The sequence below is a fragment of the Streptococcus danieliae genome, assembly GCF_025447695.1.
Lineage (GTDB): Bacteria > Bacillota > Bacilli > Lactobacillales > Streptococcaceae > Streptococcus > Streptococcus danieliae.
In genome coordinates this window covers 1-13,208 of the sequence record NZ_JAOBSU010000044.1, presented here as the reverse complement: position 1 = coordinate 13,208, position 13,208 = coordinate 1, and the positions used below count along the sequence as shown (strand labels likewise).

Genomic DNA, 13,208 nt, shown 5'->3' with positions numbered 1-13,208 from the left:
TCCTTACAATTCCTTGTCCGATTAATACACACATTCAAACTCTGCTTTGGAGTTTACACAAAATTCTTGACACACCCCAAATAGACTGCTTGGATACGCTTATGATAGGCAGAATATTGTTTATTTTTAAGAGCTGATTTTAATTCTTTAATTTGATCTTGTGTGAATTTCATACTATCTATTATAATTCAGATTTTGATTTTTGTTAAGTATCAGCAGGAGAGATCGCATAACCACCCTGAAACATTTTGTAACTCAGTCTTTTTCAAGTGATGACTCCGATAAATCTTAGGTTCTGTCACTGTTTTGCAGGAAGTCTAATCTTATCCATAACAAAAACCTAGACCTAGAAGGCTGGAACATCTACTATTTATCGGTTTCTGAAAATTTTCAAAGGAATGTTTTATTCATGCGATTGTCCTGCCTCTTAGCGACAGACAATTGAAAAGCGAGGGGCTTCTTGTTATAATGGTAGGAGTTTAGAATGGATACTCATTTAAGGGCACCTCTAAAAACTCAATCCCTAAAAATCCAAACGTTGATTTATCAAGGTTTCAATAACTTAATTTGCAGAAAAACGGAGGTATTTAGAGGTGCCCTTAATTTTAAAACCTGACGTTGTCAAGCTCTCTAGATAAATTGCAGTTTGCCCTTCGTCGACTTTCCTAGTCATAGATTTGAAATGATTCGAGTATTCTGATTTTTGTTTGGTATGAAAAGAAAGAGAACGTATTTATGAAGTTTGAGGATTTAAAGGCAAGACAGAAGAAAATTCGTAATTTCTCTATTATTGCCCATATTGACCACGGGAAATCAACCTTGGCAGACCGGATTTTGGAGGCGACTAAAACTGTTTCCAGCCGGGAAATGCAGGCACAACTTTTGGATAGTATGGACTTGGAGCGTGAGCGGGGGATTACCATCAAGCTGAATGCAATTGAGTTAAACTATACGGCCAAAGATGGCGAGACCTATATTTTTCACTTGATCGACACGCCTGGTCACGTGGATTTCACCTATGAGGTGTCCCGTTCCTTGGCTGCTTGTGAGGGGGCGATCTTGGTAGTTGATGCGGCTCAGGGGATTGAGGCGCAGACGCTGGCCAATGTTTATCTGGCGCTAGACAATGATTTGGAAATCTTGCCGGTTATTAATAAGATCGATTTGCCAGCTGCAGATCCGGAGCGGGTGCGGACCGAGGTGGAGGATGTCATTGGTTTGGATGCCTCTGAGGCGGTTTTGGCGTCTGCTAAAGCGGGGATCGGGATTGAAGAGATTCTCGAGCAGATTGTGGAGAAGGTTCCAGCCCCAACTGGGGATGTGGAGGCTCCGCTCAAGGCCTTGATTTTTGATTCTGTCTATGATGCCTATCGTGGGGTTATCTTGCAGGTTCGAGTGATGGATGGTCTGGTCAAGCCTGGGGATAAGATCCAGTTGATGAGTAACGGGAAGACCTTTGATGTCACTGAAGTGGGAATCTTTACGCCGAAAGCGGTGGGGAGAGATTACCTAGCAACAGGGGATGTTGGTTACATTGCGGCTTCGATCAAGACCGTTCAAGATACCCGTGTGGGGGATACGGTGACTCTAGCTGCAAATCCAGCAGAGGCGCCTTTGGCAGGTTACAAGCAGATGAACCCGATGGTGTTTGCTGGTCTTTACCCGATCGAGTCGAATAAATACAACGATTTGCGGGAGGCACTGGAGAAATTGCAGCTCAACGACGCCAGTCTGCAATTTGAACCAGAAACTTCGCAAGCTCTAGGTTTTGGTTTCCGTTGTGGCTTCTTGGGATTGCTCCATATGGACGTTATTCAAGAACGTTTGGAGCGGGAGTTTAATATTGACCTCATCATGACGGCGCCGTCGGTTATCTATCAGGTTAATCTGACCGATGGCGAGGTCATCGATGTCTCTAATCCGAGTGAGTTCCCTGATCCAACCAAGATTGATTCCATTGAGGAACCTTATGTCAAGGCGCAAATCATGGTGCCTCAAGAATTTGTGGGAGCGGTTATGGAATTGGCCCAACGCAAGCGGGGAGATTTTGTAACAATGGATTATATCGACGAGAACCGGGTGAATGTTATTTATCAGATTCCTTTGGCAGAGATTGTCTTTGATTTCTTTGATAAATTGAAATCGTCAACGCGCGGTTATGCTAGCTTCGATTATGAAATTTCGGAATACCGTAAATCCCAATTGGTGAAAATGGACATCCTCCTCAATGGGGACAAGGTCGATGCTCTCAGCTTTATTGTCCATAAAGAATTTGCCTATGAACGAGGAAAAGTGATTGTTGAAAAACTCAAGAAGATCATCCCACGCCAGCAATTTGAAGTCCCTATCCAGGCAGCGATTGGCCATAAAATTGTGGCTCGGACGGATATCAAGGCCCTTCGGAAAAATGTCTTGGCCAAGTGTTACGGGGGAGATGTAACCCGGAAACGTAAACTCTTAGAAAAACAAAAAGCCGGTAAGAAACGGATGAAGTCCATTGGATCAGTTGAAGTTCCTCAAGAAGCTTTCTTGAGCGTCTTATCCATGGATGATGAATAAAGACGGAAGGTGGGTGGGCTATGCCCACCCACTTTGTGTAAAGGAGAAAAAATGAAAACAGTGCAGTACCTAAAAGAGTTGTTAGCCATTCCCTCCCCAACAGGCTTTACCCGGGAGGTTGTGGCTTATCTAGTGGAGACCTTGGAGCAAATGGGCTTGCAAGCCCAGGTTAGTCCCAAGGGCAATGTGTTGGTGACTTTGGTCGGCAAGGAGGCAGGACCGGCTCGTCTCCTGACAGCTCATGTCGATACCTTGGGGGCTATGGTGCGTGCGATCAAACCGGATGGTCGTTTGAAGTTGGATCGAATTGGAGGCTTCCCTTGGAATATGATTGAAGGCGAGAACTGTTTGGTGCATCTGGCTGATGGTTCAACGGTTTCAGGGACGATTCTCTTGCATCAAACGTCGACTCATGTCTACAAAGACGCAGGGACTTTGGAACGCAGTCAAGACAATATGGAAGTGCGTTTGGATGCTCGGGTAACCAAGGCTGAGGAGACTGCGGCTTTGGGCATTCAGATTGGGGACTTCGTGTCCTTTGATCCCCGGACCCAGGTGACGGAGACTGGATTTGTCAAAAGTCGTTTTTTAGATGACAAGGCTAGTGTGGCGATCTGTTTGGCTCTATTGGAACAGATTCAGGCAGAAGGGACCCAACTGCCAGTAACCACCCACTTCCTGTTTTCAACCTTTGAAGAAGTGGGGCATGGGGCCAATTCGTCGATCCCAGCCGGAGTGGTTGAATACCTAGCGGTTGATATGGGAGCTATGGGGGACGACCAGGCGACGGATGAGTACACCGTATCCATCTGTAGCAAGGACGCCACAGGTCCTTACCATTACGGCCTTCGGCGCCAGTTAGAGGGCTTGGCCCAGCAATTTGCGATTCCTTACAAGATTGATATTTACCCCTTCTATGGCAGCGATGCTTCTGCCGCTATGACGGCAGGTTGGGATGTGCGGCACGCTTTAATCGGCCCTGGAATCGAGTCTAGTCATTCTTATGAGCGCACCCATATCGATTCGCTCACAGCCACCTCTGATTTAATGTTGCGCTATCTAGAATCCCCTCTAATGGAAGGATAAAGATGAAAGTAATCTACACCTCGATTCGGGCTAATCTGGTTAAGGACTTGGTCCAGGAAGCCTTGGATTTAGAATCCAAAGGTTACCGCGTATTTTACATCGCTCCCAATTCCCTGTCTTTCGAAAAAGAAAGACAGGTTTTGGCATGTTTGCCCAACAAGGCTTCTTTTGGTATCACCGTGACCCGCTTCCAACAAATGACCCGCTACCTAACGCTGGATCAGGAGGTCGAAGCGGAGCGCCTGGATGACTTGGGCTTGCAGCTCTTGATTTACCGGGTCCTGCAGACTATCCCGGTGGACCAGTTCCGCGCTTATGGGCGGATTCGTAAGGATCCGGCCTTTGTCCAAGAAGTGGCGGCTCTGTATAAGGAATTACAGGAAGCTCGGATGAGTGTTGCAGATCTGGGCAATTTGGACAATGCGGCCAAGGCCCATGACCTGCAGGTGATTTTTCAAGCCTTAGATGAAAGTATGGTGGCGGAAGGTTACCTGCCTGCAACAGCCCTAGCCCATTTTATTCGCAAGCTAGAGTCGGGGAGTCTAGACGCTAGCCTAGCCAAGATAGCCTTGGTGATCGACGGCTTTACTCGCTTTTCGGCGGAGGAAAAACACCTGTTGGGTCTCCTGCACCGCAAGGGTTGTCCCCTTGTTGTGGGCACCTATGCCAGTCAAAGGGCTCGAGAGCAGCAGTATTTGGAAGGCAATTTGTATCAGGCCAGTGTGGAGTTGATTCAGGATTTGGGTCGGGACTTTCAGGCAGAAATTGTGGCTGGATCTGCTGGCCGGCTGGATTCCTTTCAGGAGTTGACCGACCGGCTGGAGCGGTTTTATGAATTTGGTCCCAAGACCGAGCAAGCTCCACTAGAGCTTCCACTTTCCCTCCACAAATTGGCCAATCCCCAGCAGGAAATTGAGTGGGTGGCGCGGAGAATCCGTCGCCTGCTGGCGGATGGCTACCGCTATAAGGAAATCCGCTTGCTTTTGGGCGATGTGGGCACCTATGCTCCGCAGGTGGCGACGATTTTTGATCGTTACCAGATTCCTTTTTATATCGGGCGTCGGGAGTCCATGGCGGACCACCCATTGGTCCATTTTGTGGAATCCTTGGAAAGTCTGGTTCGCCGTCATTTTCGCCGGGAGGATTTGGTCAACCTCCTGCAAACGGGGCTCTACGGTTCTTTTGCGACCGCAGATTTGGACCAGCTAGAATCCTATTTACGCTTTAGTGATTGCAATGGTCTCACTGCCTTACAGCGGACCTTTACCGCCAATGACGGAGATCGTTACGATTTAGACAGACTCAACCAGATTCGCGATGCGGTTTTAGCCCCTCTTTTGCCCTTTGTCAAAGCACGAAAGCAAAAAGGGAGCAGCCTGCTCAAAAAGTTTCGGGCTTTGTTGGAAGAAATTGCTTTGCCGGCCAACCTGGCTCGGTTAAGTCAGGACTTGGATTTACGGGAGCAAGAGCAGCAGGCGGAGGCTTGGAAGGCTTTTAGCGACTTGTTTGTCCAAATGGACCGGCTGGTGGGGGAGACTTCCTTAAGCCTGGCTGCCTTTTTGGAGCTCTGGCGGGCGGGTGTTCAATTGGCCACTTATCGAACTGTTCCAGCGACAGTTGATGTGGTTCAAATCCAGTCCTATGATCTGGTTCAGCCCTTGGTTGCGAAACAGGTTTTTGCAATCGGTTTAACCGAGGATTTTTGCCCCAAAGAAACGGGGGATATGGGCTTACTCAGCATGGAGGAAAAGGAGTGGCTCAATCAGAACCTAGACCAAGGTCAAGGACTTTTGATTCCTTGGCGGGAAAATGGACCCAAGAACCAGTTTACCGCCCTGTCGCTGTTGAATGCGGCCCAGGAAAGGCTCTACCTGACCTGTCCAGGTCAGATTGATAATGGGGAAAAACAGGCTTCCAGTTATCTTCAAGTCTTGACCAACTTTGGCCTTCAGTGGCAAAAGGAATCGGCGGCTGGCTCAAGTCCAGATGACATCGGCTCCTACCAGGGCTTACTGTCGCAAGTTATCGATTTCTACCAAACAGGCATCGAGGAGGAATGGCAGCCGGAGCAGGAGTCCTATTGGAAGGCCTTGGTTCGTCACCTGCGTCGCTATCTGAGCCAGAAAGACCTTAGTCTACCGGGACTCAGCTACCAGGTTCAGAGCCGGCCGCTTAGTCCTGCGACCCTGGCTCGTCTCTACCCGCAAGATCAGGGTCTGCAGTTGTCGGTGTCCAGTTTAACGGACTACTACAAGAATCCTTATTCCTTCTATCTGAAACATGTACTCCGCTTGCGGGAAGAGGGCAGTGTGCATCCCGATGCCCGCATTCATGGCCAGTACATGCACCACATTTTTGAGGAATATTTTGGCCATCTGGCCAAGCAGGAACCAGCTCAGGCCCTACAGACTGCCATTCAAACCGTCAATCGCCAAAACTATGTGACCTATCGTTATGGGCTAGATGGCGAAAGTCGTTTTTCCCAACGGATGCTTTTGGATATTGTTCGGACATCGGCTAAAACCTTGGTGGCTCCCGTTACGGAAACGATTGAGGAGGAGCAGCGTTTCCGCTACCTTTTGTCACCAGAGGACCAGCTCTATGTCAGTGGAGTCATTGACCGGATTGATCAATTGCAGGGAACCTCAATCAAGGGAGTGGTGGACTATAAATCGGCTAGTCAGACCTTTTCCTATCCCGATTTTTACAATGGTCTCAACTCCCAGCTGGTGACCTATTTGGACTACCTGTCACAAGATCAGGTCTTTGGCGCCATGTATTTCCACCTGACCAACCCCCTCATTTCCTTTAAAAAACAAGAGGAAGCGGGTTGGTACCTGGCCCAGGCTATGAAGGAATTTACTTACAAGGGACTCTTTTTGAGCAAGGAAAAAGACAAGCTGAGTGAGCAATATCTGTTGAAAAGTGGTCGAAAGGACTTTACCTTAGAGGAAGAAGAATTGGCTCTCTTGCTAGCCTACAATCGTCAGCTCTTTCAAAAGGCTGCCCAAGCCATCCGGTCTGGGCAATTCCCGATTCAGCCGATCAGTGAGGATGGCCAGTCTGTGCGCGCCTATGTTGACCAATACAAGGCCATCACCCAGTTTGAAACACCCTACCATTACCAGAACTTACGGATTTTGGATCAGCTAGACGGTTCGACGAAGAAGGAGGACTGGTTCGCGAAAATCAGCCAAGATTTGGGAATGGAGAAACAGGAGGAGCAGGAGGAAGAATAAGATGAAGCCCATTGCTTTTTTAAACGAAGAAGAGATTCGCCTCTTGCAAGAACAAGAGGCCCAGTTGCAAACCGACCGCAAACGCACCCCGGAACAAATCCTAGCGATTTACAGCTCGGGTCAAAATATTTTGGTATCAGCCTCGGCAGGTTCAGGGAAAACCTTTGTCATGGTTGAGCGGATCCTGGATCAGCTAAGCCGGGGGATTGGGATTAACCAACTCTTTGTGTCGACCTTTACCGTCAAGGCAGCTGGGGAATTAAAAGAACGACTCCAGGCCAAGCTAACAGAAAAACTAGGGGATCAGAATTTAAATCCCCAGTTACGGGAACATCTACTCCGTCAGCGGCAGTTACTGCCCCTGAGCGATATCGGCACCATGGATGCCTTTAACCAGAAATTGCTAGCCCGAGAAGGTTATCGTTTGAGTCTGAGTCCTAATTTTCGGATTCTATCTGACCCTAGTGAGTTGCTCCAGTTCCAGAAGGAGGTTTTTAGCCAGGTTTTTGAAAGCTATAGCTCCGGACCTGGGGAAGAGGAGTTTTACCGTTTGGTGACCAACTTCACCGGTCAGGCCAAGGATATCGGCGGTTTTCGCCAAGTGGTCTATCAGTTGGCCGACTTTATGGATGCTCTGCCTCAGCCCCTGGAGTGGTTGGAGCAGGCGGTTGGCGATCAAGAATCGCAAGACCTACAGGAGCTGGTGCGGGAGCTCTACCCAGCCTTTGGCAAATCTTGTCTAGCGGCGGCCGATCAGCTCTATGATTTGACCCAAGATCCGGATTATAAAATGTTCAAAAAAGACGGTCAGAAAACAGCAGTCTTTCTGAAACATGAACAAATGATTGAGGGGCTGCGACTGTTAGCCGATCAATTTGTGACTTTTGAGACCTGGGACGAGATCGAGGCGGCCCTCAATCAAGTCTTGATGATTCTTCCCAAGACAGGAACAATTACAGTCGCCAAGGTCAAGTATGATTTTCTGAAGCCGATTGTGGACCAAGCCCAGGCTATCCAGGCTCTGCCATTTATTCTGGAGCAGGAAGGGGAGGTGGCCCACCTACTGGGAGCTCTCAAGGCCTTTGTCAAGGATTATTACCAAGCCTTGCAGGAGGCCAAGCTGGCTGAAAATGCCTTTACTTTTAGTGATGTCAGTCACTTGGTACTCCGCCTATTGCGGGATTTTCCGGATTTACGGGCTGACTTGGTTGCCAACTATCATGAGGTCATGGTCGATGAATACCAGGATACCAACTCCCTGCAGGAGGAGGTGCTAGAACTGATTTCGAACGGTCACAATCGCTTTATGGTGGGGGATATTAAGCAGTCTATTTACCGCTTCCGCCAGGCAGAACCTGAGATTTTTAACCAAAAATTTAAGCTCTATCAGGAACATCCGGAACAGGGGCGTCTGATTTTGCTCAAGGAAAATTTCCGCAGCCAGGAGTCTGTTCTGGCAGCCACCAATGGATTGTTTAAACACCTGATGGATGAAGAGGTCGGAGAGATTGATTACAATCAGGTTCATTTCTTGGTGGCAGGCAGTCCTGGCCAAAAGCAGCCTGAGCAGCAAAAGCAGGCCCAGTGTTTGATTTTTGACCAGGAAAGTGAGGGTCCCTTGCATGAAGGTCATGTCTTGGTAGCTCAGATCCAAGCCCTTCATGAGTCAGGTGTGGCGTATAAGGACATTTGTATTTTGGTTGAAAGCCGGACTCGCAATAAGCCTTTGGTGGAGCTGTTCTACCAATGGGAGATCCCCTTTGTGGAGGACCAGGGGCAGGGGTCTTATCTCCAAGCCGTTGAGGTCATGGTCATGCTGGATACCCTGCGAACCCTCTACAACCCCCTCCAGGACTATGCCCTTCTGGCCTTGCTCAAATCGCCTATGTTTGGTTTTGATGAGGATCAATTGGCCCGCATTGCCCTACAAGAACAGGCCGTTTCGCTTTCTTTTTTTGAAAAATTAAAAAAAGCCCAGACTGGAACTGGGGCTGCGCCAGACTTAATTGAGGGCGCGCTCAAGGATAAGATTCAGCACTTCTTGGAGTATCTAGAGACTTGGCGGGCTTATGCTAAATTACATAGTCTCTATGATCTGATTTGGAACATTTACAACCAGCGGCACTATTATGACTATGTCGGAGCCTTGCCAGATGGGGCTAAACGCCAGGCCAATCTCTATTCCTTGGCCTTACGAGCTCGGCGGTTTGAGCAGGGCGGCTTCAAGGGGCTGGCGCGTTTTATTGACCGGATTGAAAAAATCCTTGCGGCGGACAAGGATTTGGCGGATGTGGTTGCCGAAGTGGATGAGGATGCTGTGCAAATTCTGACCATTCACAAGAGTAAGGGGTTGGAATTTCCCTATGTTTTTATCTATAACCTGGACAAGGATTTTAATAGTGAGGATCTGAAAAAGCGGATGCTTCTGAGCCGGGACCTAGGGATTGGGATTCAGTCGGTGAAGCTCCTCGATACACCGAATGATCAGCCCAACCATTTGCAGTCGGTACGGCTCTCGGTCCCTTCATTGACCTACCAGCGGATTCAGCAGGAGAAGCGGCGCCAGACCTTGTCTGAGGAAATGCGGCTCTTGTATGTGGCCATGACCCGGGCTGAGAAACAGCTCTTCTTAGTTGGTCGAGGTAAGGCCAGCAAGCTGGCAGATGCCTATCCCGATCTGACGGCCAGTCAATTTTTACCAGCCAGCGATCGGTTGGGCTACAGCAATTTCCAAGACTGGATTTTAGCGGTTACAGCTGGCTTCCCCAGCTTTAAAGAGGAGTTGGCCGTGACGATTTTGGGGCAGGAAGACATTAATCTAAGGGAAGTCCACAAGGAAGCTCCGAGCTTGCCCCTTGACCCTGCTGATCTCAAGAACAATCGGCAATCGGACCAACTGGCGCGTGCCTTGGACATCATTGAAAATGTCGACCGCTTGAACACCCTTTATCAGCCAGCCATTCAATTGCCGACGGTTCGAACTCCAAGTCAAATGAAAGAACTCTACCAGCCTGTCTTTGACCTTGAAGGAATGGCCCACATGGTGGAGGTCAAGCCTCAGACTTTGGACTTTAGTCTGCCAACCTTGGGAGCTAAGAAGTCAACCATTACAGCTAGTCAACTGGGGTCTAGCCTCCATGCCTTTATGCAGGGCTTAGACTTGTCACAGGGACGGGTAGATGAAGCCCTCTTGCAAACCCGCTTACAGCAGATGAAATTGGAACCGGCCCTGGCCAAGGCTCTGCCCTTGACCAAGGTCTTGGACTTTTTCCAAACAGAGCTGGGGCAACTCTTTCTGGCAAACCCTGATCGGCTCTACCGCGAAGCACCTTTTGCCATGTTGCAGACAGATGCGGCTAGTGGTGAGGAGTTTGTTGTGCGGGGGATCTTGGATGGCTATCTCTTATTTGAGGACCGGCTTGTGTTATTTGATTACAAGACAGACCGTTACCGAAATCCAGCTCGGGTAGCGGATCGTTACCGGGGGCAAATGGGCTTATATGCCCAGGCTTTACGGCAATCCTACGGGATTTCTAAGGTTGAAACCTATTTGATTCTGTTAGGGGGATCGGAGATTCAAGTGGTTGCCTTAGCGGATTCCTAATCAGGGTCTCCCCATTTTCGAGCATTTATGCTACACTAGTAGGGAGGAGGTGGACCATGATAAAAATATTTGGTCAAGTACGCTACCATTGGCAGCCGCAACTATCCATCCTGATTATCTATTGGTCACTCTCTTTGGTCCCTATTTTTCTAGGTTTGGCCTTGATGTACGAAAGTTCGCAGATTCCCATGGTGGTCTTATCGTCCTTTGTTCTTTTTATGATTTTGTTGGGCATTGGTTTTCATCGCTATTTTACGATTTATGAATCAGGGACCTTGCGGATTATCTCCGCTAACCCCTTCCAGCCTTCCAAATTAGCCATTGACCAGATAGAAAAAATAGAGGTCACGAAAACCTCTATTACCCTTTATTTATTTGGTCATGAAAAAGGACGGACCTATTACATGCGAAAATGGCCTAAGAAATACTTCGTAAACGCCTTAGCTCTCAATCCTCATTTCCGAGGAGAGGTGGTTTTGACGGACCACCTGATCCACTTGGATTATTATGAGGTTTATTATAAAGAGAAGGCCTAGTGTTCAATGGCCCGTGTCGGACATTCTTTGATGGCCTGGATGAGTTCAGGAGTTTCGTCTAACTCGAGGCTGAGTTGGTCACTTTGATAGAATTTAACAATGCCATTATCATGGTAGTCAAAAACATCAGAGTAGGTTTGACAAAGGCCGCAAGCGATGCAGCGTTCAGGAATTAGTGTTACTTTCATAGTTCTATTTTATAAGGAATGGGACTAAAAAACAAGAAGAAGAGGTAGAAAAGTTTGAGTAGAAAACGTAAAAATGAGATTTCGGATGAAAAACTCAATTCATGGTTGGTTTGGGCGATTTCCGCAACAGCCATTGTCGTGATCATGATTTCAGGAATTTTGATTTTCCTTTCCGTTGGCGGCAGCAATAAGCAGGAAGCCATGCAAGGCTTCTATAGTTCAGAAGTGTCTGCTGGCAATGCCCAGCCTGTGTCTGAGGCCAGCAGCAAGCCTTCTGAAGAGGAAGAAGAAACCGAGGAGACAACGGCTAGTTCCAGCAAGGAAAATACAACTGGTGGAGCAACGATCACGGTTCAAGCAGGTGAGGGAGAAGCAGCTATCGCAGCGCGTGCTGGTATCTCGATTGCGGAATTGGAAGCTCTAAATCCAGGGAATATGCGTACTGGTTCTTGGTATGCCAACCCAGGTGATGAAGTGCGGGTTGAGTAGGAGAGAGCATGCAAGCATTACAAATTGCGATTGACGGCCCAGCGTCTAGCGGGAAAAGTACAGTTGCCAAACTTTTAGCTAAAAAACATGGCTATACTTATCTGGATACAGGTGCCATGTACCGGGCGGCAACCTACCTAGCCCTCCAAGAAGGATTGGACTTAGAAGATGCGGCTGGGATTGTCGCAGCCCTCGATGCTGCGCCGATTTCCTTTGGCCGTAACACGGGCGGCGAGCAACTGGTATATGTTGGTTCGATTGACATTACAGATGCCATTCGCCAACCGGATGTAACCCAGGCTGTCTCTACCGTCGCAGCCCTACCAGCAGTTCGCGAAAAACTGGTTCAACAGCAACAAGCCTTGGCTCAAGCTGGAGAGATTGTCATGGATGGCCGTGATATCGGAACCACTGTTTTGCCCCAGGCACAGGTTAAGATTTTCCTAGTTGCCTCTGTTGACGAACGCGCAGAACGCCGCTACAAGGAGAACCTTAGCAGGGGAATCGAAACTGATTTAGAAGCCTTAAAAGCTGAAATTGCTGAACGGGACTATAAAGACAGTCACCGTCAAGTTTCCCCCTTGAAACCGGCAGCAGATGCCACCCATTTTGATACCACAGGCGTATCCATTGATGGTGTCCTCGCTTTTATTGAATCTGAAATTGAAAAAATAAACTAAGAAAATGAGGCTGGGACAAAAGTCTAGCCTCATTGACTTTGGTTAGCAAAATGCCTTTGACGCAGTAGCTGATTGCCCTCTTCGTTCGCTTTTCAAGCTCGGAAGAGGGCCTAATCAGCCTTGCGGGGGTGGGACTACGAACTAAATTTTTTCAAATTTAGTTCTGTCCCACTCCCTTTTTGCCTTTCTAGCTGTCTTTTAGCTCACGGTCCTGTCATGGTAGAATGCAGGGAAGGAGAATGAACATGGGAAAGAGTTATTATTATGTGGAAGTTGAAACCTTAGCAGGCGAAACCATCTGTTTGCAACTTCCAAATGATTTGCAAGGTGCAATGCGAGCCTATCGTCAGGCTCATCCAATAACCTGGGAAAATTTATTAGCGGATGCGCTCATAAACATCCCAAGTGCTACCTATAGCAAGGAGAATAACTACCAGCCAACCATTCGCTTGGCCAGGGTCAAAAGAAGTTTCTCGTCAAAGAAGCAACAAAGAAGACGGACACGCGGACAATTTCTGACAAAGGAAAATTGGCAGCAAGATGGTTTAACAAATTTTCGAGATAGTCTGCGTTTTATCCAACACGACTATCCCCGTAAAAATAAACTGATCCTATTGCTGGATTATGGCCGTTGGAAATGGCGACTCTTTAAAAGTCGGTGATTTTCTATTCCAAATAGGGGATCAGTTCGGGATGAAAAATCACTCTCAAGGGTCCTACGAGCGTTTCCAGGATTTTAAATCCAAATATAGGGCACCTCTAAAAACTCATACTTATTGTCGCCTTATTTCAAATAAGTAGGTATTCCTATTTGGTAGTGTAGTGCG

9 protein-coding genes are annotated in these 13,208 nt (G+C 48.1%); 8 read left to right on the top strand and 1 reads right to left on the bottom strand.

Translation table 11 applies throughout. From position 1 onward, the window contains the following. The first annotated feature begins 735 nt into the window (after positions 1-735). From lepA to N4310_RS04340, 5 genes are read left to right on the top strand one after another with little or no spacing between them, the layout of a single operon-like run. Positions 736-2,559, top strand: a complete 1,824-nt coding sequence (gene lepA / locus N4310_RS04360) for a translation elongation factor 4 (RefSeq protein WP_262092206.1) — start codon at positions 736-738, stop codon at positions 2,557-2,559. Positions 2,560-2,610: 51 nt separating this feature from the next. Next, positions 2,611-3,645 carry a M42 family metallopeptidase gene (locus tag N4310_RS04355; RefSeq protein ID WP_262092205.1) on the top strand — a complete coding sequence of 345 codons (1,035 nt, stop codon included), beginning with the start codon at positions 2,611-2,613 and terminating at the stop codon, positions 3,643-3,645. A gap of 2 nt (positions 3,646-3,647) precedes the next feature. After that, a complete protein-coding gene (rexB, locus tag N4310_RS04350) occupies positions 3,648-6,884 on the top strand; it encodes an ATP-dependent nuclease subunit B (protein WP_262092204.1) in 3,237 nt (1,078 codons plus the stop codon). A 1-nt stretch (position 6,885) separates the two neighbouring features. Beyond that, entirely contained in the window at positions 6,886-10,488 is a 3,603-nt protein-coding gene (addA, locus tag N4310_RS04345; protein ID WP_262092203.1) for a helicase-exonuclease AddAB subunit AddA, read from the top strand. Between the two features lie 56 nt (positions 10,489-10,544). Next, complete coding sequence (locus tag N4310_RS04340) at positions 10,545-11,024, top strand: EbsA family protein (RefSeq protein WP_160332758.1); 480 nt, start codon at positions 10,545-10,547, stop codon at positions 11,022-11,024. Here N4310_RS04340 and N4310_RS04335 read toward each other — a convergent pair. Next, positions 11,021-11,212, bottom strand: a complete 192-nt coding sequence (locus N4310_RS04335) for a ferredoxin (protein ID WP_160332757.1) — start codon at positions 11,210-11,212, stop codon at positions 11,021-11,023. The genes N4310_RS04340 and N4310_RS04335 overlap by 4 nt on opposite strands. Before the next feature lie 54 nt (positions 11,213-11,266). On the opposite strand from N4310_RS04335, the gene N4310_RS04330 reads away from it, so the two are divergent. From N4310_RS04330 to N4310_RS04320, 3 genes are all read left to right on the top strand, one after another. After that, complete coding sequence (locus N4310_RS04330) at positions 11,267-11,701, top strand: SAG1386/EF1546 family surface-associated protein (protein ID WP_262092202.1); 435 nt, start codon at positions 11,267-11,269, stop codon at positions 11,699-11,701. A gap of 8 nt (positions 11,702-11,709) precedes the next feature. Further along, entirely contained in the window at positions 11,710-12,381 is a 672-nt protein-coding gene (gene cmk / locus N4310_RS04325) for a (d)CMP kinase (protein WP_262092201.1), read from the top strand. A 239-nt stretch (positions 12,382-12,620) separates the two neighbouring features. Then, positions 12,621-13,043: a DUF7679 family protein gene (locus N4310_RS04320; protein ID WP_420832893.1), complete on the top strand. Its 423-nt coding sequence runs from the start codon at positions 12,621-12,623 to the stop codon at positions 13,041-13,043. Positions 13,044-13,208 lie beyond the last annotated feature (165 nt).